The following is a 22353-nucleotide window of genomic DNA, read 5'->3' on the forward strand; positions in this document are numbered from 1 at the left end:
GACCTGCCAATTGTATGTAACTTTTGGTGGTCGGTTTAATTATGTTATTTGGTGCCTCTTCCATTTAATATTCTGTATATAAGTAACATTGCATATATAAATGCCGGTATTACAACCATGCACCATGCACTTGCTTTCCATGCATTTGAGAAATCTCCCACACCGAAATTTGTCAGCAACGCAAAAATCAAAGTTAATATTGCACATATAACAATTACTATAACTCCTATCATTGCAAGAGTACGTCTTACCTTATCCATATAATCCCTCATTTCTGTTATTTGTCTCTGCAAAACAATCCTTTATTAGAAAAAGATTTATCTTTTACACTGTATCCTATTATATATGAAAGATTAATCTATTGCAATTATTCAATATGGTCGGTATAATTAGAGTGTTTATAACTATATTTTGGAGGATAACAATGGATAAGAAGTATTTATTGGAAACATGGAGAGAAATTGCATATAATCAGCAACAGACTCAGGAACAGTATGATCAGTTCTGGGGTGCATATTTTGCTCAGGAAGTGGAAGTTTACAAAGATCTGCTTAAAAATCACGGCACAGTTGTTTCCGGTACAGTTGAAGAACTTGCCAAGAAATACAACATGGAAGTTCTTACTATGGTTGGTTTCCTTGACGGAATTAACGAAAGCCTCAAGACACCAAACAACTTAGAGGAGTTGACAGAAACCAGAGAAGTAAGTCTTGATTATGATGATGAGCTTCTTTACAAGAACATGGTTGAAGCTAAGGCAGACTGGCTTTACGGTCTTGAAGAATGGAACGACATTCTTGATGCAGACAAGCAGAAGAAATTATATAAAGAGCAGAAATTATCAGGCACAGTATTTAAAGATAAAAAAATCGGCAGAAATGACCCATGTCCATGTGGAAGTGGAAAAAAATATAAATATTGCTGTGGCAGAAATTAATTGACTAATATGCATAATAAAACCGGTGGCTGCGAGCCACCGGTTTTATTTTTTACTTACGATTTATAATTTCATGACGTCCCGGTCCGTTGCTGACCATAGTAATTGGCACGCCAAGTTCTTTCTCAATAAATTCAATGTATTTACGACAGTTTTCCGGTAATTTTTCGTATTCCGTAATTCCACGAATTTCCTCTTTCCATCCCGGAAGCTTTTCGTAAACAGGCTTTGCTTTCTTAAGTTTAGCTGTAACAGGGAAGTCTTTTGTAACCTCTCCGTCAATTTCATATCCTACACAAACAGGGATTTCATCTAAGTATCCTAATACATCAAGTACAGTAAGGGCTACCTCTGTAGCACCCTGCATTCTTACACCGTAACGTGATGCAACGCAGTCAAACCATCCCATTCTACGAGGACGTCCTGTTGTGGCACCAAACTCACCACCGTCACCGCCACGTCTTCTAAGTTCATCAGCTTCATCTCCAAAAATTTCACTTACAAACTCACCTGCTCCAACGGCGCTGGAATAAGCCTTAACTACAGTAATAATATCCTTAATTTCATAAGGTGGAATACCTGCACCAATAGCTCCATATGCAGCCAATGTTGATGAAGATGTTACCATTGGATAAATACCAAAATCAGGATCCTTCAATGTTCCAAGCTGTCCTTCAAGAAGGATTGTCTTGCCTTCCTTAATGGCATTGTTTAAGAATAATGACACATCACATGCATAAGGCTCAATTACATCTCTATAACTATGTAATGTCTCAAGTAATTCATCCGGATTAATAAGTGGCTTATGATACATATGCTCTAATAAAATGTTCTTCTGAGCAACTACTCTTGCCACCTTTTCCTTAAGTGTTTCCTCATCAAATAATTCTGATACCTGGAATCCAATCTTTGCATATTTATCTGAATAGAAAGGAGCAATACCTGACTTAGTTGAGCCAAATGCCTTTCCGCCTAATCTTTCTTCCTCATATGCATCAAAGTCTATGTGATATGGCATAAGAATCTGTGCTCTGTCTGAAACAAGAATATGTGGCTTTGGGACTCCCTTTGAAACTATATCATCTATTTCTCTTTGAAGATAAGGAATATTCAGTGCAACTCCGTTACCGATAACGCATGTAGTATGCTGATAAAATACTCCTGATGGAAGTAAATGTAATGCGAATTTACCATAATCATTTATAATGGTATGACCTGCATTACTTCCTCCCTGAAATCTTACAATGATGTCTGACTTTTCGCCAAGCATATCTGTAATCTTTCCTTTTCCTTCATCGCCCCAGTTAGCACCAACTATCGCTCTAACCATATTGGTCTCCTCCTAACATTTATATAATTATATATCAATAGTTCTGTTTGCAATGTTCCATATTTAATTAAGCCAAAGCAAACCATTGAACATTATACTATTTGTTGATGAAAAATGCTAGTGGTTTAAAGCATTTTTATGACTTTTAATCCCCCTGCAATTGAATTATCTTCCATTCTCTGATATAATTTAATCCTTAGGAGGCAGAATTAATATGCGTATTTCAAAAAATAAAAATTTCATATGCATTTTGTTATCCATATCCTTGATTCTTTCAGGGATGTTTTATAATGTTCTGACTCCACAATCAGTTTTAGATGATTTCGCACCGGATAAAACTACTACATATTATTCTGTAAAAGATGTTTTACCTGTTAGCGTTTCTACCAAAAGCGAAAATCAAAACACAACTGTTTCTTCTAATAAACTAAAAAGCTCCTCCACATATTTAGGAGGTTTTGGTGGAATTGTAGCTAATGCTGCATTCTTTCTTCATAACAGCTTTTGTTCAGACTTAATAGCTTTGGTATGCTGCAACGATAATTTAAACAGCCATACCGTAATTCTAAATTATATTCACCAACAGGACGGCAAAAAGTAATTTTATGTACCACCTTTTTAAAGGTTTTATTTTAGTACAATTAAATAAGGAGGTATATAAATCATGGGTACAATTATAGCCGTTGTGGTAATGGCACTTGTGTTTGCCGCTGCCGGAATCTGGGCATGGTATATGTCTAAAGATAATGATTAATATGAATATACATAATTTGTATAAATGAACTTAAGCCTATAAGGGATTTTGAATTTGCTTTTTGCATTTTCAAAGTATCTTATAGGCTTTATTTTATTTAGCTGTTGTTGTATAATATTTTTTTGAAATTAACTAAGGTGAGATTAAGATGAATAGTAAAAATACAACCAGATTAAATAACAAAAAAATCTTTATTAAGGGAATGCATGACGGTGTTCCCATTGCATTAGGATACCTTGCCGTATCCTTTTCTTTAGGTATTGCCGCAAAAAATGCAGGAATGACTCCATTTCAGGGCTTTCTCGCCAGTGCATTATGTAATGCATCAGCGGGAGAATATGCAGGCTTTGTAACAATTGCGGCTCTTGCCTCCTTTGCTGAAATTGCCATAATCACATTAATTGCCAATGCCAGATATATGCTTATGAGTTGTGCCATGAGCCAGCGAATCAGCCCTGACACTTCAATTATTCACAGAATATTAATGGGATTTTATTTAACGGACGAGCTTTTTGCCATTGCAATTGCAAGACCGGGATATCTTAATCCCTACTATACATATGGTGCAGTTTCCATCGCCGGTCCATGTTGGGCAGTTGGAACTGCTTTAGGTGCCATGGCAGGTAATCTTTTGCCCGGTAATATTACCAGTGCCTTAAGCGTATCTTTATATGGAATGTTTTTGGCAATTATTATTCCACCATCAAGAAAAAGCAAAATCATTGCAGGCATTGTTGCCGTAAGCTTTGTTGCAAGCTTCGCCGCTGCCTATATTCCACTGATTTCTTCCCTTTCTGATGGAACTAAAACTATTATTTTAACTATTGTTATTTCTGTTTTGGCAGCAGTTTTGTTTCCTGTTGGCACTAATAAGGAGGAGGCTTAATAATGAATACACGAATTTATATTTACATATTTATAATGGCAGCCGTAAGTTTTGCAATACGTGTGCTTCCCCTTACCCTTATTCAGAAGCAGATTAAAAACCGATTTTTGCAGTCATTTTTATATTATGTTCCATATGTTACATTATCGGTAATGACATTTCCTGCCATTATAAATGCCACTCACTATCCGGTTGCCGGAGTTTTAGCACTTATTGGTGGAATTATTGCTGCATGGTTTAATGCCGGACTTTTCAAAGTTTCCGTATTATGCTGCTTTATTGTTTTAGTATCAGAATATTTAATAATCTTTATAAAATAGTTTCTTTCATAATTGATAAATTTTTAACACTATGCTATACTTTACGTTGACTTTTTGTAATTATTTGAGAGATTAAGTATTTAAGAACATTTTAAATTTTAGGAGGAAAATAAATGTACAAAATTGTTAGAAGACAGCAATTAAATGATACAGTTGTACGCCTTGATGTTGAGGCGCCTTTTATTGCTGCTAAGGCAAAAGCCGGTCAGTTTATCATTTTCCGTATTGATGAACAGGGCGAGCGTGTTCCACTTACTATCGCTGATACTGACCCGGATAAGGGTACTGTTACTATTATTTTTCAGATTGTAGGACAGTCAACTATGCTTCTTTCACAAATGAAGGAAGGTGACTACATTTTAGATTTTGTTGGTCCTTTAGGTACCGCTACAGACTTCGGTGATGCAAAGAAGGTTTGCGTTATTGGTGGTGGCGTAGGTAATGCCATTGCTTATCCGTCTGCTAAAGCTTTATTTAAGGCTGGTGTTGACGTTGACGTTATTGCCGGATTCAGAAGTAAAGATATTGTTATTTTAGAAGATGAATATAAATCCATCTGTAACAGACTTTTCATTACAACAGATGATGGTTCATATGGTGAAAAGGGCTTTGTAACAAACAAGCTTCAGAGCCTTATTGACGAAGGAAACAATTATGACCTTGTTATTGCCATCGGACCTATTCCAATGATGAAGTTCGTTTCAAAGGTTACTGAACCTTATAATATTAAGACTCTTGTTTCTTTAAATCCAATTATGATTGACGGAACAGGAATGTGCGGTGGTTGCCGTGTTACTGTAGATGGCAAAATCAAGTTTGCCTGTGTTGACGGTCCTGATTTTGACGGACATAAGGTTGATTACGATGAGTTAATGAAACGTAACTCTACTTACAGAGATTTTGAAGCACATGACAGAGAAAACTGTCGTATGTATAAAGCTGCTGAGAATTTAGGAGGTGCAAAATAATGCCAAATATGAGTTTAACAAAAGTTCCAATGCCTTCTCAGGAGCCAAATGTCAGAAATAAGAATTTTGATGAGGTTGCTCTTGGCTACACAGCTGAAATGGCTATGGAAGAAGCAACAAGATGTATTAATTGTAAAAATAAGCCATGTATGAGTGGTTGCCCTGTTTGCGTCAGAATACCTGAGTTTATTGCAAAGGTTGCAGCAGGTGAATTTGATGAAGCATACAAGATTATTACCAGCACCAACGGTCTTCCTGCTGTTTGCGGACGTGTTTGTCCACAGGAAAACCAGTGTGAAGGAAAATGTATCAGAGGAATTAAAGGCGAACCTGTTTCTATTGGACGTCTTGAAAGATTCGTAGCTGATTATCATCTTGCTCATAGCAATGATGATGTGGAAAAACCTGAAAGTAACGGTATCAAGGTTGCTGTTATCGGTGCCGGCCCTGCAGGACTTACATGTGCCGGAGATTTGGCAAAGCTTGGTTATCAGGTTACAATATTTGAAGCTTTCCACAAAGCCGGTGGTGTTTTAGTTTATGGTATTCCTGAATTCAGACTTCCTAAGGCTATTGTTCAGAAGGAAGTTGATAATTTAACAAAGCTTGGTGTTGATATTGAAACTAACATGGTTATTGGTCGTGTACTTTCAGTTGACGAAATTATGGAAAGAGGTTACAAAGCCGTATTCATCGGTTCCGGTGCCGGACTTCCATCATTTATGGGTATTGAAGGTGAAGCATTAATTGGTGTTTATTCAGCTAACGAATATCTTACAAGAGCCAATCTTATGAAGGCTTACAAGCCTGAGTATGATACTCCTGTTATTAAGAGCAAAAATGTTGCTGTTGTTGGTGGTGGAAATGTTGCCATGGATGCAGCAAGAACTGCTTTAAGACTTGGTGCTGAAAACGTATATATTGTTTATCGTAGAGGTATGGAAGAACTTCCTGCCAGAAAAGAAGAAGTTGAACATGCAGAGGAAGAAGGTATCATCTTTAAGACATTACATAATCCTGTAAAACTTATTGGCGATGAAAATGGTCGTGTTTGCAAGATGGAATGTATTCAGATGGAACTGGGAGAAGCTGATGCTTCAGGACGTAGACGTCCAATTCCTGTTGAGGGAAGCAACTTTGAACTTGATGTTGATACAGTTATCATGTCAATTGGTACTTCTCCTAACCCGCTTTTAAGAACTACAACTGAAGGTCTTGAAGCAAACAAATGGGGATGTCTGGTAGTCAACGAAGATACTCTCGAAACAACAAGAGAAAATGTATATGCCGGTGGCGATGCCGTAACAGGTGCTGCTACAGTTATTCTTGCAATGGGTGCAGGAAAACAGGCAGCTGCAAGCATTCACGAAAAGTTAAGCAAATAATATTTATTATACTAAAAAAAGTAGCGTTAATGAGTTGTTCACTAACGCTACTTTTTTGCTTTTATTTACCTGTAATTTTTACTTTTTTAACTTTGCTCCACTTGCCGGATATCTTTGTTTTCTTAACATATGCTATGGCTCTGGCTCTTACATAAAGTGTTTTTCCTGACAGCTTACGGCTCTTAAAAGTGAATTTTACTTTTTTAACGGTCTTTGATACCAATACCTTTTTAAAGGACTTCTTCTTGGAAATCTGGACCTGATATTTGGTAGCCTTTTTAACTTTTTTTAATGTAATTCTCACCTTGCGTGATTTTTTGGACTTTGTTGCCTTAACTACCTTAGCCCTTGCCAATTTAACATTTTTAGCTATTGGCACCTGCGCTTTGGTTGTTGTTTCCGGCTTTTTAGTTGTCTCATCATTCTTTGTATCATTATTGATTTTTGGGTTTCCATAGTCCCTGTAAACTTCACCGGCTTCTGTCAGCTTTCCGGTTTTATACAGCCACAATCCTGTTGCTTCATTATTGAAACAAAATCCTGCATACCGCTCCACATATTCCCTTTCATCCAGCAAAGGCATTACAGCTTTCCAAAACTCCGCTGTTTTTTTGGCTGATTGTGCATTTGAACTGAAAATTCTCTTAGAAAACTCAGTAATCCAAATTGGTTTATGATATTTTTCCCATGCCTTATCCACTACATCTGTAACAAACCATGTTGCCATTTCTGCTCCACCGTCCCATCCGTCAGGATAGCAATGAATAGATATGAAATCCACATCTAAATTCTTGTCTGCATCAATTTTTTCCATAAAAGGAATAAACCAATCTTCTGAAGCTGTAGGCCATGTAGCTGTAACCGGTGAACTGACATTAATGTTATCATTCATCATTGCCGGCCACAAATTAAAAACCTCATCTACCGACATATTACACTGTTTAGACATGTCCGGTTCATTAAATGCCAACACATATTTGTATCCGCTTTCTACATATCCGTTCAATTTTCTTTTTATGGTTGCCTGATTTCTTTCTCTCCATAACATGGGAACAAACTCAACGTTCTGATACTGACTTCCTGAACTTGGATTATTTCCCCAGTTATAGTACCAGCTGCACTTCATATCTTTAAGATTAATTTTCGCTCCCATATCTGTTGCCAAACCTAAACCTTTTTTTGAAACAGCAAAACTAATTGTTGCTGTCTTATCACTGGTACCATCCACATATTCAACCTCCACATATGCAGAGTGCACGGCAACCTTTGTGGTATAACAATCAAGCTTGTTATCTGTTGTTTCTCCCACTTTTTTCTTGTCCATGTAGACTCTGTAAGTTTTCACATTCTTTGTTTCAATATTAGTCCACTTAATGTCAAAATGACCTGCTCCAATAAGTGAGTTGCTCTCAGGAGCGGTAATTCTAAAGTTATCTGTAGCACTTACCTCTTTACCTGAAAATGGAGCCACTCCAATCACCATTGCCATCATTACAAAAACAGCAATTACTCTTCTTATACCTTTCATGGTAATCCTCCTATTTTTTTAACCCGTTCAACTTCCTTATAATAGTTATAATAAAGAAACGTTTTTGTATCAATAAACATTTTGTCTAAATTTAATCTTTTCTTTTTGTTTAATATGATGACGTAGTTGGTATGCTATTCTATGAGAATTTCAGATGTTCATATATTCAGAAAATTGTGTGGCAATGCATTAATCCGTGGACATGGATAAATGGCTAATTTCATCTTTGTCCGTCAAAAATAATATAGCATTTATTTTTTTCAAAAAAACTATTGACATTTTTAATTTATTTGCTAAACTAGTAATAGTTACTATTATTGATTTAGGAGTTGTGTTATATGGAAAAGCGAAGTCTACAAAGAGATTTAATTAAACAGAACCTGGCATCACGATATGATCACCCTACTGCTGACATGGTATATAGCAGCATACGGGAGGATTTGCCCAATATCAGTCTTGGTACGGTTTATAGAAATTTACGTTTTCTTGTAGAACATGGTGAAGCACTTTCCCTTAAGTTAGGAGACGGTCGGGAACACTTTGACGGTCATGTAGAGCCCCACTATCACTTCATATGTACTAAGTGTGGTGCTGTTGAGGACATCTTTATGAAGGAGATTCCGATATGTGAAGAGGCTGCTAAACATTGTTCCGGCACAATAACCGGTCACCATACTTATTTTTATGGCTTCTGTAACAATTGTAAATCCGACAATTAATAGTATGTTTATAATTAATTTATTTTTAAATATTTAGGAGGAAATCAAAATGGCAAAATTTGTATGTTCAGTATGTGGTTATGTTCACGAAGGAGATTCAGCACCTGAAAAGTGTCCTGTATGTGGAGTAGGCGCTGATAAATTCACTAAGGTAGAAGAAGGCGAAAAAGAATGGGCTGCAGAACATGTAGTTGGCGTAGCGCAGGGAGTAAGTGAAGACATCTTAGCTGATTTAAGAGCAAACTTTGAAGGAGAATGCTCAGAAGTTGGTATGTACCTTGCAATGGCAAGAGTAGCTCACAGAGAAGGATATCCTGAAATTGGATTATACTGGGAAAAGGCCGCTTACGAAGAGGCAGAACATGCTGCGAAATTTGCAGAATTACTTGGTGAAGTTGTAACAGACTCAACAAAGAAAAACCTTGAAATGAGAGTTGAAGCAGAACACGGAGCAACAGCAGGAAAATTTGACCTTGCAAAACGTGCAAAAGCTGCAAACCTTGACGCAATCCATGACACAGTACATGAAATGGCAAGAGACGAGGCAAGACACGGTAAGGCATTTGAAGGTCTTTTGAAGAGATACTTTGATTAATTACGAGCCGAGCAAATATAAAATAAAAGTAGTTGGAAGAGGATGCTTGCATACTCAGACAACTACTTTTTATTTTATATTTATTGGGCGACAGCCCACAGCGAGATGAAACGAAGTGAAATCGAGCTGGCTCGGCTTGCACTCTAATTGTAATATTTGTTTACTGCCTGGACAGCTTCATCTTTTGACAAATTAAATTTTTCTTCTACCTTCTTTTCAATTATATCAGTTGTAGCACCTAACTCTTTTGCCACTTCTATAAGCGCTTTTATTCCTTCCTGTATGCCTTCCTGTATACCTTCCTGTTTGCCCTCAAGAATCATGTCTTCTATTGCCTTACACATATCAACTTCCTCCTTATTTTTCTCATACTGCTTCATGTCTATCTTTGCCTTTCCAAATGTTTCTATCATTCTAGCAGATTCAAGATCCATATGTAAATAGTATTCATGATTATTTTCCAATATTTCTTTCATTTTTGCCAAACTGTCTGATGCATTAATAAACTCCAGCACTTTCCCTAGTTCAGTTCTAAATTTTGAGAAATCCTTTATGTCTTTTGGTTCTATTAGGTTTATGTGATAATCATTTACATATCTTAAAATATCAAGGTCTGTTTCCTTAAACATTTCATACAAACTTTTAGGACCATCCCATGCTTCATTGCCCCAGTATAGTACCAGTGTTATAACTGGTGTGATTTTATCACTCTTTGTCACTCCTGACAGATATTCTGCTGAACTAAGCTTATCTTTACATTTTTTATGATTTTTTTCTATCCTGCTGACCTGCCCGGAATAATTTAGAGAATCATAAAGCATGTTTCTTACAGGCATTGCATAATGAATCTCTGACTGATTCTCTATTCCTAGCAGAAAATATGTATAGTGATTGTCACTTTTTACCACACACCTTTTTATAATGTCCCTGTACTTTTCAATAAAGGTATTTTTGTTTTTTTCACTATAGGGAAGGGCAATTTCACTTATGCTCTCTTCATGTAAGTTTTCTGGTTTTATAACCTGCTTTCCATTGTATAAATAGTAATTAAACACATCTGCAAACTTTTCATTGTCTGACATGTACTTTTTTGCTAACAAATCAATATCAAAAAAAAAGCCAAAAATAAGCAGTAGCCGGGAAATTAAATTGCTACTGCTTATTTTATCTCTTTTTAAGCTATCTATGTAAGAAATTAAATATGAAATTAATTATACCGTGAATATAACGTAGTAAATCCCAAATCACCAGATGATACCCCTACGGAATATGTACCCATAATGTAGTCGAAATCCAGTAAGCCAATTGCAACAGATGATGTGGCTAACTCCTCAATAGACTGAACATCATCGGTCATATCTGTTACACCAAAAGCAACTGCACTCTTCTGATGAATCAGCTTCTTATATACTATGCCCTCTCCATAATTATCATAAGAATCACTATACCAGATTTTGCTTGTAGCATCCTTTACATTAGTAACATCAAATGTCGTATAATCATACTCCGACAAGTAAGTATCATCAATTGAAACACTTATTCTTACTGTGTTCGTTGCAGGATAATATTTCACACAGGTAAAATATTCATACCTTTCATCATCATTGGAAACTGTCTGTCTGCTTAAATAATAATATTTACCGGACATATCCTCAGACACAGTACCATATTTTATGCAGGCATTCTTTATTTTATCCTTGACAGTTACAGTTGTAGCCTTTTTCTTCTTAACTGTAACCCTGCATTTATATTTCTTGCCACCAACTTTTGCAGTTATGGTAACTTTTCCTGCTTTCTTTCCCTTAACTTTTCCCCTTTTACTAACTGTTGCTATTTTTTTGTTTGATGAAATCCACTTAACCTTCTTCTTATTGTTTTTAACCTTTAGTGTCACTGTTTTTCCAACATAGATTGTTGCAGATTTCTTATTTAACTTAGCTTTTGATGCCGCACTTACACCGGTATTTGGAAGTACAATAAAAGACATCACAATTACTGATAAAATAACCAATAGTTTCTTAATTTTCTTTTCCATTTCATTTTCTCCTTTTTATTTTCTGATACCTACACCCTCAAGTTACATACATTAATTTTTTTTATTTTGAAATATTAATGTATATATTAAAATTATAATCAAACAATCTTTCTTAGTCAACTAAATAAACACATAATCAACCCATTGTTTACATATTATATAGTAAACTGTGTTTAGGAGGTTTTGAAATGGTTGATTTTGGAAACAGACTAAAAACATTAAGAATACAGAATAATATGACCCAATTCCAGCTTTCTCAGAAATTAGGATTAACCAAATCCGTAATAAGCGCCTACGAAAACGGACTAAGAATGCCATCCTATGATGTGTTAATTGCAATTTCAAATATTTTCAGAGTTACAACTGATTTTTTGCTTGGCATTGAGCATAAAAATAATATTGATTTATCCGGTTTATCCCTTGAAGAAGTGGACGCTTTATTAAACCTCATATCTGCCATGAAAAGAAAAAAATAACACTATCTTGTGGATAAAGATAGTGTTATTTATGTTGTCACATTTTATTTATTTTTTTCCCATAAGCCATCCTGCTCTACTCTTTCCCAGTCAACAGTTAAAATTTTAGGTTTTTTCCCATGATATTTTATTTCTTCAAGATTCAAATATTTGTTATTCATCAGGTCATTTAATGCCGCCTGAATACGCTCTTTTGATACCCCACTATGAGCAGAAACGCTCTCTATTGTCTTGCCATATGTAGCCATTTTACGTCTTTTCTTTACGATATATAATGAATTTAATATTGCATCATAATAATACTGCTGCTCCTGTTTAGACCTTGGCATTTCAACATATGAATTGGCTGATGACTTAAGCTTATTACTAAGGGAATGTTTTACTCCATATATAATGACTTTCTTTTTCAACTCACGCAAATACTTTATTGCCAAATTAAAATGTGCATCCCCTGTAAAAATAATAAAAACATCCGGTGAATTCTTCTTTGCAGCTTCACGATATATTGCATCTAAAATAATAAAATCCGTAAAATCTTTATCAACACCGTCTTTTGTGCTTGCCGTATGAACTACATTCTTCGTTATTTTTTCTAATCGTGGCAATTCCTTTTCTATTGAATTTCCATGAAAATCGCCAAAAAATACTATGTTCTTTACACTATACTCTTCAGTTAATTCTTCATACCACTCTTCTACATTAGGTTTCATGGAAAAAATATTATTGTACCCATAATACCAATGCTCATAATCAACAAATACAGCTGCCGAATGTTTTCCACTCTTATTAAACAGTCCGTTAAACACGTTCTTCCTCCTTTCCTTAAATTTCCTATATTATTATAACAGAATTATAATAAAAAGAAACAGATTTTAATATCCCATTGCAAATCCGTTTCTTTTTTACCTTACCTAATGAAAAATGTTGTTATTAAATAACACTTTCCACTAATCCATTATTTATTTTTTTTATCATAAAAGAATTTCATAACCAGTAAAATTGCCCATACCACAAATCCAACAACCGTAAGAATTGTTCCAATATGACTTCCACTTACATAATAATCTGCCATATTTCCTGCAACTATAAGAATAAGTCCTCCAAAAAACATCCAAAAAACTAATTTACTTGGTCTCTCCTGCATTGTATTCCTCCAAAATTTTCTAAATATCGCCAGTCCTATTATAACAGATTTTCAGACAAATGTGCATTGGATATTGATTATTCATTTATTATTCACATTTAAGGTACTTAACAATTTCTACCCTGCTAGACATTACTGCAAACAAGACACTAAAAAACAAGGATAGAAACACACTACAGATGACTAACGTGATTACAGAATATGATGTTATTCTTATGCTCCATACCTGATATTCTGCAAACCATTTATACAATTTAATTCCACACATTGAAATCATAATTGTGGCAATTGATATTAAAATATCAACCAGCATAACTATAATGCCTCAGCAAAAAACTGAAAAATAACATTTCCTCTGTCATTAGCCAACACATCATTCTTGTGAATTTCCTCACCTTCCCTGCATTGAACATTTGCCTCATTGCTCAATATGATTTTTAAATTTTCTATAGATGTTACTGTTACATCCACTTTATAATATTCCCGCATATCGGTTTTCTTCACTTCCTCTATTGCACCATATGCCATAAGTTCAGTCTTAAAATCCTTGTCCTCATTATATTTTTTTATTTCTTTATTGGAAATTGATATAACCGCCCCTAATGGAATACAATATATCAATACACACACTACAAATATCAAAAAGTATTTTGCTTTCACTATTCTTTATCTTCCTTTGCTAAATTTTTCAAATATAGATTAAATATGTCAACCTTATCAATTTTGTATGCATATATTTCCTGTGCACTTCTTGAGTACCCTCTCGCCATTACCGGAACATTCAAAGTACCTGTTTTTTTGCCCAATTTATAATCAATACATACTATGGGCGAAATGTAACTTCCGATATTGTTCTCTAAAATATCATTACTGCATTTTAGAACAACAGTTGTACTTGTTTCCTTTGGAATTATATTATTTCCGTTCTTATCAAAATCAAATTCCACTGTACCATTTTCATTAGATGTAGAAATACTTATGTTTTTAACTTTTATGCTATCATCAATATTTTTTAAATATATATTCTTTATTTCCAATTTATCCTTAAATGTTTCTATAATACCATCCAATGTTATATCAAAATCAGAATCCATTGATATATAATCCAAGCCATCTATTGTCTGCATTGCTGAATTTTCACCATCTATATCCTGAGCAAAAGTTTCTTTCATTGCCTGTTTTTTATTTACATTTATTTTTCCAATGTCAAATTTATACTCATCACCATCATATGTAACAATCATGTTTTTTATTTCATAATCCCTATCTTTACTTACATTTTCCATGTTTATTTCAGTTGAAACCGTATATACATAAATTTTGGGGAAATTTTTATTTTCTGTTACACATCTTTGATAATCTTCATTACTTACCTGTTCAATTTGTGATTTTATTTTTTTTACCTCATAACCATTATATGCACACAGCAGAGGATAACTAAATTTATTTTCACCTTCAACTTCGCTATCAGATATACTCCACTCATATTCCAATGTTGTATCAAATTTAATATCTAATTTTTTTTCGTCTAATTTTTCCGTGGAAATAATCTTAAAATCAAAATCGGTATATGGCATATTTTTAATAAAATTAATATTACAGTTTTCCAAATCTGTTAGGATAACCTTTTTATATTTAGGGATTTTTATGTTTTCCGTATCTACGTTTTTTCCAACTTTTTCATTTGTTTTTCCACAACCACATAGCACTACAACTACTAATGCCATACACATTATTTTTCTTACTAAACTTCTCATAAATCCTCTCTATTCTTCCTTTGCAAAGTATCAATCCATTCGCTTTGTATGCCAGCGACTAATTTTTTTCAATATTTTTCGTTTCAAATGACAAACATTTTTCACCTTACCTGACATATTGCATTTTCATATACCTAACAAATATCTCTTTCACCTTTTTTCTTTTTCTCTTCGCCATAGGAACTTCTTCACTACAATACTCCATAATAACGCTATTTTCCTTTATTATTAAAACATATTTCAAAGCTATTAAATAACCTCTATATGGTGAGAAATACTCAACCTGATTAAGCCTTTCTTTCCACCATACAAGTGAATGTTTAGATTCAATAACTCCGTTTTTCATATGTATATATGTTCCATCCCCATAGCCTTCCAAAAAAATTATGTCATGTTCACTGACCTTAATAATCTCTTTTTTATTTTCTATTACAAAATATTTTCTTTCTTTTTCTTTATGTAATTTGCATAAAATATTAGCCATTTTTTCCTCTTTAAATGGTCTTTGTAAAAAGGTATATGCTTTAACCTCAAAAGCCTCATCTACTCTTGATAAATTATCTGAAATAAAAATAATATCAAGATCTTTATATTTCTCTTTAATCTTTCTTGCCAGACTTATTCCATCACAATCCCATAATGTTATTTCAAGAATTATTAAATCTAATCTCTCAAGACTTTTAACTAAATCATTATAGTTTTTATAATTATATATTTTATCATCTGTTTTCATATCAATTAATATTCTTTCCAAAATTGTGCGGTCATTTTTATTTAGGTCATACATTCCAATGTTCATCATATTTGTCTTTCTTCCTTTTTTCACACAATGTACTTTAATTTCAGCATTTTATCACATTTTGAAACATTTTAATATTGTTAATCTCAAATTTGCCAACAATATGCAAAAAGCCACCAATTATATACAATTCTATTAAATCAAGTAGGCTGACTCCTACCCGATTGTAGGCAGCGGATATCTCAAAGTGTAGATTATGAAACACATCAAGTGTTTCATAAGTTGTAGTTTTTCGATGTTCTTATGCCCAACAAATGATATTTCGTGCAAATGCGATTAGCTTGCCGGGCTTTTGCTACAAAAAAATGTTACCGGACGTCTTACTATAAACATATCCGGTAACGTATTAACTTACATTTATTTAATTTTGTCCTCTATGTAACTCTTCACCTCATCAAGCTTGGCATTATCTTTTAAATCCCTATAAAAGTTACTGCTAAATAATATATTCCCATTTTTTTCAATAAAAGCAAATCTTTCAGCATCTTCAAATCCATAGTCGGCAAGTTCTGACAAATATAAAATCTTTTGGTTTAATTCCAAAGTGTCATCTATACCATATTTGTGAATTATAAATATTCCTCTGTCCCCCTCTTCTATCTGAGAGTTAATATATGAATCTTCCTGATATATTTCCTCTTTCATGGTGGCACATCCTGATAAAACAGAAATCGTGCTTCCTTCTTTTATTTTTCCTTTAATGTCTGATTCAACCTTGATTTCAATAATGGCATTATACATTTTTTTATCATCAATCCTGATTTCTATATTATTCGCCTTTTCTACTGTACCCTCAACTATGCAATACTTATCATCATTCCAGATTTTATCCTGCTTTATCTCAGCCAAATTACTTTTTGACTCATTTTTATAATTTCCATCCACATAGCTTACTTCTATTCCACCATCAGATTTCTTTAATTCAATCGTATTATTATTTCCATTGCTGTAAAAATAAATCATTGCACCAATAATAACAGCAATAATTACAATTACAAAAATACATATCTGTTTTTTTTTCATATAGCCTTACCTTTCCAATATTTTTTTCACATCTTTATACTTATTTAACGAAATATTCGATGCTTCGCCAGAAAGAAGTAAACTTCCATCTTCCTGTTTTAATGCCATAAAAAGATACTTTTCACCAACATCAGGTAACACATCATTTTCCATTATTAAAATACTCTTTCCATCACGTTCCAAACCGCCCCTCTTTTTCACACAGATCGTTGTTCCTCTTTGAATATTCCCTTTCAATATACTCAAAACTTCTATTTCATAATTAGTATATGTATCATAAACAACTTCTTCTCCTGATTTTCCATCAACAACTATAGGTGCTTCATAGCAGTATCCATCTATGCTTTTAACCTTTCCAACAAATATACAGTCCATAAATTTTACTGTATCCGTTAAACTCTTCACATTATAACTATAGTTTGCATGTACTATATTTAAGCCAACCTGTTTATCCTTATTCTTATCATTGTTTTTTCCCCCTACATCTTTTATCACAAGTGCCCCAACTATTACCGTTAAACATATTAATATCATCATTATTTTTTTCATCTTATTCTACCCCCAATATCCAGTATGACTTCTCATTAAATATTCCAATGCTGCACTATCAATTTTTTGTAACCCATTAACCACTGGTGTACTCTTATACATTATTGTTTTTTTTGAATTACTATCATCCATACCTAACGCATGCCCAAATTCATGTGTTATTACTGCAATTTTAGTCAATCGTGTCATATTATTGCTGTTCATATAATACCTGTTCAATCTCATATCACCAAATCCTCTAATGTTTGTTGATAGGTATGCATTGATTCCGTCATTTTTATTATAATCGTCTATGGTGACATCACAAACCGTAGTGCTTGTATCCTTTCTAAAAATTGATTTACATCTAGATACAGTAATAGCACTTGCTTCGGTGTTCCATTTAGCTGCTGCCTTTTTAATGTGTTTACCAAAAACATTTCCCTCATATTCCCAATCAATATGCCCTCCTTTATCCCAGCACGTGTAATCAAGCACATCAAAAACATACCCATTCCAATGCACGGTTTTGGCCTCTACCGTTGTTTCTAGCGTCAAACACATAGCCAAACAAAAACAAATGATTAATCCCATTGTCAACATTCTTTTTTTCATCCTAATTTGTTTCTCCTCTCAGATTATCTTTTCTGTCTTGCAGATTAAATTGTATTCAATCCAGATTTAATGTTTACAATGACAATTATTACATATTAACATTTTTTTTCAATACAACACTGTTTAAATGACATTATTACCGGTTAAAATAACATTTTTTCTTTAACCTACCATAAATGCATAATTCCTCTGTATCCACACTCAATAGCTATATAATTATATGCAACACTATTTTCCCTCTTGTTTTTAATCATAGTAAGTGGATTCCTATTATAATAAAATTTATGGATGGTAAATATACTTAACAACTATTTGGATTGTGTGAGCATAACATCCACAGTCACACTTTTGCTACAAAAAACAGATGCCACTAATGTAGCATCCATTTCTTATTTAATATAATCCATAAAAGCACTTTTTAATTTTATAATGCTTTAATTCTGTCTATTGCTTTTAATGTGTTTTCATATGTTCCAAATGCTGTCAGTCGGAAATATCCTTCTCCACTTGGTCCAAATCCTGAACCTGGAGTTCCCACGATATTTGCCTTTGTAAGCAGATAGTCAAAGAAATCCCATGATGACATTCCATCAGGTGTCTCTAACCACACATATGGTGCATTAACGCCACCGCTAACTGTGTATCCTGCTGACTTAAGACCTTCAATAATAGTCTTAGCATTATTCATATAATAAGCCACCTGCTGCTTTGTCTGTGCCTTTCCTGCTTCTGAATAAACAGCTTCTCCGGCTCTTTGAATAATATACGGTGCACCATTGAATTTTGTTCCATGTCTTCTTGCCCATAATGAATTTAGCATAACACCGTTAGACTTTAATTCTTTAGGAATAACCGTAAATCCAAGTCTTGTTCCCGTAAATCCTGCGTTCTTTGAAAAACTTCTAAGTTCGATGGCACATGTCTTTGCACCATCACATTCATAAATTGTATGAGGAACATTTTCCTCTGAAATATATGCTTCGTAAGCAGCGTCATAAATAATAACTGCTCCAACCTTGTTAGCATAATCTACCCATTCCTGTAACTGGTCTTTTGTAATTGTTGAACCTGTAGGGTTGTTAGGGAAGCAAAGATAAATAATATCCGGTGTCTCCTTTGGAAGTTCCGGTGCAAAATTTGTTTCCTTGGTACAAGGCATATAAATTACGTTGCTCCATCTTTCCTCATCAGCAATGTAATCTCCAGTTCTGCCTGCCATGGCATTTGTGTCAACGTATACAGGATATACAGGGTCACAAACTGCTATTTTATTATCAACAGCAAAAATATCACCAATGTTTCCTGAGTCTGACTTTGCTCCGTCACTGATGAAAATTTCATCTAAAGCAATGTCTACTCCTCTTTCCCTGTAATCGTTGTCCCTGATTGCACTTCTTAAAAATTCATATCCAAGGTCCGGTGCGTATCCATGAAATGTAGCAGCATCTGCCATCTCATCCACGGCACTATGCAATGCCTCAATTACAGCCGGTGCTAACGGCTGTGTAACGTCGCCGATTCCAAGACTGATAACATCTTTGTCCGGATTTGCAGCCTTATATGCAGTCACCTTTTTCCCAATATTTGAGAATAAATAACTTCCCGGTAACTTTAAGTAGTTTTCATTAATTTTGTACATCTTTTTCTGTCCTTCTTTCCTTATTCTTTATACATAATTTTCAGAACCGATATCGCAGTTTCCACCATAGTTCTGCCACTGTCCATGGCCGACTTCTGAATGTATCTGTGAGCCTCGTTTTCTGACATATTATTTTTCTCCATTAAAACTGACTTTGCCTCATCTATTACACTTTGTTCTTCTTCAGTCCTTTGGTGTACAACGCGTTTTTTACGTCTTAATTTAGCATAAATATTGTTTTGCATCAGCTCCACTGAATTTAAGAAATCCCTAACCTTAATAGGCATTTCTACCATTGCCACGCCACGGTTATCTTCAAGGAGCTTTTGCTTCGATGTCACAAGCAACATCTCAAATCTTCCTTCTACATTGTCAAGGATGTCTGTATAAGGCATATCAGTCATTCTGTACCCACTGATAATAACCCCTTCACCTAAAGTATCTGCCAATGTAATCGCCTTTGAACCCGTAGTACAGTTAAATACACTTTCATATCCGTTATGCACCAACAGATTTTTTATGGCCTTGCTGTCCTCCGGCTTGGGGAATACTACTATAATTCCTGCCAATTTGCCCTCCTAAACTAGATTCGGTCAAGATATCTGTCGATTTCCCAATCTGTTACCTGTGAAGTGTATTCCATCCATTCATCTTCTTTTGCCTTAATATACTTCTTGTATACATCTTTTCCCAGTACATTCTTTACAAATGGGGACTTTTTCATTTCCTGTATAGCTTCGTACAGGTTCTTTGGAAGACTTTCAATTCCAATTTCTTCTCTTTCGTCGTCTGTCATTGAGAAAATATCTTTCTGTACACTAGTTACAGGCTTTAATTTTCTCTTAATGCCATCAAGTCCTGCTGCTAAACATACTGCAATGGCAAGATATGGATTACAAGCACAGTCAGGACATCTAAGCTCAACTCTTGTGCCTGCTCCTCTTGCAGCGGGAACTCTTATAAGTGGACTTCTGTTAGTAGCTGACCATGCAATATATGTAGGTGCTTCATATCCCGGAACTAATCTCTTATATGAATTTACAATAGGATTAGTTATGGCTGTCATAGCTCTCATATGTTCCATTAATCCTGCTATAAAGCTGTATGCTTCCTCGCTAAGTCCGTTTTCATCATCAGCTTTGGCAAATATGTTATTTCCTTCTTTATCTGACAATGACATATTAATATGCATACCTGAACCACACATTCCGTATTTTGGTTTTGGCATAAATGATGCATATAAACCATGACGTTTTGCAATGGTTTTAACTGTAAGCTTGTATGTCATAATTTTATCAGCTATATCTAATGCTTCGCCATATTTAAAATCTATTTCATGTTGTGCAGGTGCCACCTCATGATGTGATGCTTCTACTTCAAATCCCATTTCTTCAAGGTTAAGTACCATATCACGACGTGCATTTTCACCTAAATCAGTAGGGCCTAAATCAAAATAACTTCCTTTTTCGTGGCTGATAGTTGTAGGTCCGCCATTATCATCTGTGTGGAAAAGGAAAAACTCACACTCCGGTCCTACATTAAAAATATAACCCATATCTGATGCTTCCTTAATAACCTTCTTTAAAATGCATCTCGGATCGTTTTCTAACTGTGTTCCATCAGGCTTATATACGTCACAAATCATTCTTGCAACCTTTCCCTGATGTGGTCTGAAAGGTAATATCTCAAAGGTATTATAATCCGGATATAAATACATATCGGACTCTTCTATTCTGGCAAATCCCTCAATTGATGAACCGTCAAACATAATTTTATTGTCAAGTGCCTTTGCGAGCTGGCTTTTTGTAATGGCAACATTCTTTAATGTTCCAAACAAATCCGTAAACTGAAGTCTGATAAATTCAATATCTTCCGTCTCTGCCATATTTAAGATTTTTTGTTTTGTGTAACCCATTTTTGTTTCTGCTCCTTTCAAAATAGCTCTTTCTAAATAATATCAAATACCCTTATTTCCGTCAATAAAGTTGATAGAATGAAATTAGTAATTTTATCCTATTGCAATTAATTCTTTAACATTATACAATAAGTTAGCAAGAAAAATTAACGGAGAAAACCAATGATAAAATACAAAAATCACATTATGCTGGGTATTTTTTCCACTACTATTTTTATTATGTTTTTAGCATTAGTATTACAGGAAAATAACCCCGACAATATTACAAATATAGAGACATGTACTACAGTTAATGTTACTACCCGGGAAACTACAACAGTGCCGGAAACCACCACTGTTGAAGAAACTACAAAGAAAAAAGTTAAGAAAAAAAAAGCCATTGACCACAAGGCCAAGCACCCTTATATGATAAAGATAAACCGTGCTGAAAATTTTGCTGTTGTTTATGGCATTGACAAAAAGGGGGTTTACAGTATTCCTCACAAGGCATTTATCTGTTCCACCGGTAAAGACCCGGAATCTACTCCACTTGGTACTTTTAGTATTTCTGAGAGATATGACTGGCGCCTTATGGTAGATAATACCTATGCCCAGTACGCCATCCGCATTTATGGTCAGATTATGCTTCATTCAGTACCTTACCAATATGCAACTAACGATTCTTTGGAATATTGGGAGTATAATAAATTAGGAACAGCTTCCTCCCTTGGTTGTATACGTTTCCGTGTTAAGGATATTAAATGGATTTATGACCATTGTAATGAAGGAACATCTGTAACTATTTATAGCGAAAAAGGAGAAAAGTCTCCTATTAAAGTTAAAAAGATTAAGAAAATAAAGGAATCGGACCCTTATAAAACCTGGGATCCCACGGATTCTAATATCAGTAACCCTTGGAAAAACCATACTGCTACAGACAATTCTGATACAGAGCAGGTTCCTACTACAGAACAGACTTCTGCCACGGAGCAGATTAATGAATAAATTATTTTGGGAGATG

26 protein-coding genes are annotated in these 22353 nt (G+C 34.4%); 10 read left to right on the plus strand and 16 right to left on the minus strand.

The window, feature by feature from the left end; genetic code table 11:
• Positions 1 to 44: 44 nt before the first annotated feature.
• The gene (locus H8S00_RS00095) at positions 45 to 260 is read right to left on the minus strand and encodes a hypothetical protein (RefSeq protein WP_021952450.1); all 216 of its coding nucleotides are present in this window, start codon (positions 258 to 260) and stop codon (positions 45 to 47) included.
• A 164-nt stretch (positions 261 to 424) separates the two neighbouring features.
• On the opposite strand from H8S00_RS00095, the gene H8S00_RS00100 reads away from it, so the two are divergent.
• Positions 425 to 937, plus strand: a complete 513-nt coding sequence (locus H8S00_RS00100; protein ID WP_021952451.1) for an SEC-C metal-binding domain-containing protein — start codon at positions 425 to 427, stop codon at positions 935 to 937.
• A 52-nt stretch (positions 938 to 989) separates the two neighbouring features.
• On the opposite strand, the gene H8S00_RS00105 is transcribed toward H8S00_RS00100, so the two are convergent.
• Complete coding sequence (locus H8S00_RS00105; protein ID WP_118589084.1) at positions 990 to 2267, minus strand: adenylosuccinate synthase; 1278 nt, start codon at positions 2265 to 2267, stop codon at positions 990 to 992.
• A gap of 214 nt (positions 2268 to 2481) precedes the next feature.
• On the opposite strand from H8S00_RS00105, the gene H8S00_RS00110 reads away from it, so the two are divergent.
• From H8S00_RS00110 to gltA, 5 genes are all read left to right on the plus strand, one after another.
• Positions 2482 to 2868, plus strand: a complete 387-nt coding sequence (locus H8S00_RS00110) for a hypothetical protein (protein WP_118589085.1) — start codon at positions 2482 to 2484, stop codon at positions 2866 to 2868.
• A 301-nt stretch (positions 2869 to 3169) separates the two neighbouring features.
• On the plus strand, positions 3170 to 3907 hold the full coding sequence (locus H8S00_RS00115) for an AzlC family ABC transporter permease (protein ID WP_118589086.1): 738 nt from the start codon (positions 3170 to 3172) through the stop codon (positions 3905 to 3907).
• Between the two features lie 2 nt (positions 3908 to 3909).
• Positions 3910 to 4227: an AzlD domain-containing protein gene (locus tag H8S00_RS00120; RefSeq protein WP_021952456.1), complete on the plus strand. Its 318-nt coding sequence runs from the start codon at positions 3910 to 3912 to the stop codon at positions 4225 to 4227.
• Between the two features lie 113 nt (positions 4228 to 4340).
• Positions 4341 to 5195 (plus strand): sulfide/dihydroorotate dehydrogenase-like FAD/NAD-binding protein, encoded by an 855-nt coding sequence (locus tag H8S00_RS00125; RefSeq protein WP_021952457.1) that lies wholly within the window; start codon positions 4341 to 4343, stop codon positions 5193 to 5195.
• Positions 5195 to 6580, plus strand: a complete 1386-nt coding sequence (gene gltA / locus H8S00_RS00130; RefSeq protein ID WP_021952458.1) for an NADPH-dependent glutamate synthase — start codon at positions 5195 to 5197, stop codon at positions 6578 to 6580. The genes H8S00_RS00125 and gltA overlap by 1 nt, the downstream gene beginning before the upstream one ends.
• Before the next feature lie 61 nt (positions 6581 to 6641).
• Here gltA and H8S00_RS00135 read toward each other — a convergent pair whose 3' ends face one another.
• Complete coding sequence (locus H8S00_RS00135; RefSeq protein WP_021952459.1) at positions 6642 to 8108, minus strand: glycosyl hydrolase; 1467 nt, start codon at positions 8106 to 8108, stop codon at positions 6642 to 6644.
• A 338-nt stretch (positions 8109 to 8446) separates the two neighbouring features.
• Here H8S00_RS00135 and H8S00_RS00140 point away from each other — a divergent pair, with 338 nt between their 5' ends.
• Entirely contained in the window at positions 8447 to 8827 is a 381-nt protein-coding gene (locus H8S00_RS00140; RefSeq protein WP_118589087.1) for a Fur family transcriptional regulator, read from the plus strand.
• A gap of 49 nt (positions 8828 to 8876) precedes the next feature.
• Positions 8877 to 9422: an NADH peroxidase gene (locus H8S00_RS00145; RefSeq protein WP_118589088.1), complete on the plus strand. Its 546-nt coding sequence runs from the start codon at positions 8877 to 8879 to the stop codon at positions 9420 to 9422.
• A gap of 143 nt (positions 9423 to 9565) precedes the next feature.
• Here the strand turns inward: H8S00_RS00145 and H8S00_RS00150 are convergent, their stop codons facing one another.
• Together H8S00_RS00150 and H8S00_RS00155 are read right to left on the minus strand one after the other, a co-directional pair.
• Positions 9566 to 10522, minus strand: coding sequence for an Rpn family recombination-promoting nuclease/putative transposase (locus H8S00_RS00150; RefSeq protein WP_186839761.1), 957 nt, complete (start codon positions 10520 to 10522; stop codon positions 9566 to 9568).
• 107 nt (positions 10523 to 10629) lie between these two features.
• On the minus strand, positions 10630 to 11457 hold the full coding sequence (locus H8S00_RS00155; RefSeq protein ID WP_118589090.1) for an Ig-like domain-containing protein: 828 nt from the start codon (positions 11455 to 11457) through the stop codon (positions 10630 to 10632).
• 188 nt (positions 11458 to 11645) lie between these two features.
• Here H8S00_RS00155 and H8S00_RS00160 point away from each other — a divergent pair, with 188 nt between their 5' ends.
• Positions 11646 to 11933 (plus strand): helix-turn-helix domain-containing protein, encoded by a 288-nt coding sequence (locus H8S00_RS00160; RefSeq protein ID WP_021952465.1) that lies wholly within the window; start codon positions 11646 to 11648, stop codon positions 11931 to 11933.
• A 44-nt stretch (positions 11934 to 11977) separates the two neighbouring features.
• Here H8S00_RS00160 and H8S00_RS00165 read toward each other — a convergent pair whose 3' ends face one another.
• The 11 genes from H8S00_RS00165 to glnA all read right to left on the minus strand — a co-directional run bounded on the left by H8S00_RS00165 (position 11978) and on the right by glnA (position 21353).
• Entirely contained in the window at positions 11978 to 12739 is a 762-nt protein-coding gene (locus H8S00_RS00165; RefSeq protein ID WP_243053033.1) for an NYN domain-containing protein, read from the minus strand.
• Positions 12740 to 12888: 149 nt separating this feature from the next.
• Positions 12889 to 13077, minus strand: coding sequence for a hypothetical protein (locus tag H8S00_RS00170; RefSeq protein ID WP_118589091.1), 189 nt, complete (start codon positions 13075 to 13077; stop codon positions 12889 to 12891).
• Between the two features lie 315 nt (positions 13078 to 13392).
• Positions 13393 to 13737 carry a hypothetical protein gene (locus tag H8S00_RS00175; protein WP_118589093.1) on the minus strand — a complete coding sequence of 115 codons (345 nt, stop codon included), beginning with the start codon at positions 13735 to 13737 and terminating at the stop codon, positions 13393 to 13395.
• Positions 13737 to 14834: a hypothetical protein gene (locus H8S00_RS00180; protein WP_118589094.1), complete on the minus strand. Its 1098-nt coding sequence runs from the start codon at positions 14832 to 14834 to the stop codon at positions 13737 to 13739. The genes H8S00_RS00175 and H8S00_RS00180 overlap by 1 nt, the downstream gene beginning before the upstream one ends.
• Before the next feature lie 106 nt (positions 14835 to 14940).
• Positions 14941 to 15660: a LytR/AlgR family response regulator transcription factor gene (locus tag H8S00_RS00185; RefSeq protein WP_147365646.1), complete on the minus strand. Its 720-nt coding sequence runs from the start codon at positions 15658 to 15660 to the stop codon at positions 14941 to 14943.
• Positions 15661 to 15990: 330 nt separating this feature from the next.
• A complete protein-coding gene (locus H8S00_RS00190) occupies positions 15991 to 16656 on the minus strand; it encodes a hypothetical protein (RefSeq protein ID WP_118589096.1) in 666 nt (221 codons plus the stop codon).
• A 6-nt stretch (positions 16657 to 16662) separates the two neighbouring features.
• Positions 16663 to 17205, minus strand: a complete 543-nt coding sequence (locus H8S00_RS00195; RefSeq protein WP_118589097.1) for a hypothetical protein — start codon at positions 17203 to 17205, stop codon at positions 16663 to 16665.
• A 6-nt stretch (positions 17206 to 17211) separates the two neighbouring features.
• Positions 17212 to 17799 carry a matrixin family metalloprotease gene (locus H8S00_RS00200; RefSeq protein ID WP_118589098.1) on the minus strand — a complete coding sequence of 196 codons (588 nt, stop codon included), beginning with the start codon at positions 17797 to 17799 and terminating at the stop codon, positions 17212 to 17214.
• 424 nt (positions 17800 to 18223) lie between these two features.
• Positions 18224 to 19438: an LL-diaminopimelate aminotransferase gene (locus H8S00_RS00205; RefSeq protein WP_021952473.1), complete on the minus strand. Its 1215-nt coding sequence runs from the start codon at positions 19436 to 19438 to the stop codon at positions 18224 to 18226.
• 20 nt (positions 19439 to 19458) lie between these two features.
• Entirely contained in the window at positions 19459 to 20007 is a 549-nt protein-coding gene (locus tag H8S00_RS00210) for an ANTAR domain-containing response regulator (RefSeq protein WP_118589099.1), read from the minus strand.
• 14 nt (positions 20008 to 20021) lie between these two features.
• Entirely contained in the window at positions 20022 to 21353 is a 1332-nt protein-coding gene (glnA, locus tag H8S00_RS00215) for a type I glutamate--ammonia ligase (RefSeq protein ID WP_021952475.1), read from the minus strand.
• A 162-nt stretch (positions 21354 to 21515) separates the two neighbouring features.
• On the opposite strand from glnA, the gene H8S00_RS00220 reads away from it, so the two are divergent.
• On the plus strand, positions 21516 to 22337 hold the full coding sequence (locus H8S00_RS00220; protein ID WP_021952476.1) for a L,D-transpeptidase: 822 nt from the start codon (positions 21516 to 21518) through the stop codon (positions 22335 to 22337).
• The last annotated feature ends 16 nt before the right edge of the window (positions 22338 to 22353 follow it).

Origin of the sequence: Eubacterium segne (genome assembly GCF_014287775.1) — a bacterium.
Taxonomy (GTDB): Bacteria; Bacillota; Clostridia; order Lachnospirales; family Lachnospiraceae; genus Eubacterium_G; species Eubacterium_G segne.

Coding starts and splice junctions, on each gene's coding strand:
- H8S00_RS00095 (WP_021952450.1), bottom strand. CDS start 260: ATGGATAAGGTAAGACGTACTCTTGCAATGATAGGAGTTATAGTAATT.
- H8S00_RS00100 (WP_021952451.1), top strand. CDS start 425: ATGGATAAGAAGTATTTATTGGAAACATGGAGAGAAATTGCATATAAT.
- H8S00_RS00105 (WP_118589084.1), bottom strand. CDS start 2,267: ATGGTTAGAGCGATAGTTGGTGCTAACTGGGGCGATGAAGGAAAAGGA.
- H8S00_RS00110 (WP_118589085.1), top strand. CDS start 2,482: ATGCGTATTTCAAAAAATAAAAATTTCATATGCATTTTGTTATCCATA.
- H8S00_RS00115 (WP_118589086.1), top strand. CDS start 3,170: ATGAATAGTAAAAATACAACCAGATTAAATAACAAAAAAATCTTTATT.
- H8S00_RS00120 (WP_021952456.1), top strand. CDS start 3,910: ATGAATACACGAATTTATATTTACATATTTATAATGGCAGCCGTAAGT.
- H8S00_RS00125 (WP_021952457.1), top strand. CDS start 4,341: ATGTACAAAATTGTTAGAAGACAGCAATTAAATGATACAGTTGTACGC.
- gltA (WP_021952458.1), top strand. CDS start 5,195: ATGCCAAATATGAGTTTAACAAAAGTTCCAATGCCTTCTCAGGAGCCA.
- H8S00_RS00135 (WP_021952459.1), bottom strand. CDS start 8,108: ATGAAAGGTATAAGAAGAGTAATTGCTGTTTTTGTAATGATGGCAATG.
- H8S00_RS00140 (WP_118589087.1), top strand. CDS start 8,447: ATGGAAAAGCGAAGTCTACAAAGAGATTTAATTAAACAGAACCTGGCA.
- H8S00_RS00145 (WP_118589088.1), top strand. CDS start 8,877: ATGGCAAAATTTGTATGTTCAGTATGTGGTTATGTTCACGAAGGAGAT.
- H8S00_RS00155 (WP_118589090.1), bottom strand. CDS start 11,457: ATGGAAAAGAAAATTAAGAAACTATTGGTTATTTTATCAGTAATTGTG.
- H8S00_RS00160 (WP_021952465.1), top strand. CDS start 11,646: ATGGTTGATTTTGGAAACAGACTAAAAACATTAAGAATACAGAATAAT.
- H8S00_RS00170 (WP_118589091.1), bottom strand. CDS start 13,077: ATGCAGGAGAGACCAAGTAAATTAGTTTTTTGGATGTTTTTTGGAGGA.
- H8S00_RS00180 (WP_118589094.1), bottom strand. CDS start 14,834: ATGAGAAGTTTAGTAAGAAAAATAATGTGTATGGCATTAGTAGTTGTA.
- H8S00_RS00190 (WP_118589096.1), bottom strand. CDS start 16,656: ATGAAAAAAAAACAGATATGTATTTTTGTAATTGTAATTATTGCTGTT.
- H8S00_RS00195 (WP_118589097.1), bottom strand. CDS start 17,205: ATGAAAAAAATAATGATGATATTAATATGTTTAACGGTAATAGTTGGG.
- H8S00_RS00200 (WP_118589098.1), bottom strand. CDS start 17,799: ATGAAAAAAAGAATGTTGACAATGGGATTAATCATTTGTTTTTGTTTG.
- H8S00_RS00205 (WP_021952473.1), bottom strand. CDS start 19,438: ATGTACAAAATTAATGAAAACTACTTAAAGTTACCGGGAAGTTATTTA.
- glnA (WP_021952475.1), bottom strand. CDS start 21,353: ATGGGTTACACAAAACAAAAAATCTTAAATATGGCAGAGACGGAAGAT.
- H8S00_RS00220 (WP_021952476.1), top strand. CDS start 21,516: ATGATAAAATACAAAAATCACATTATGCTGGGTATTTTTTCCACTACT.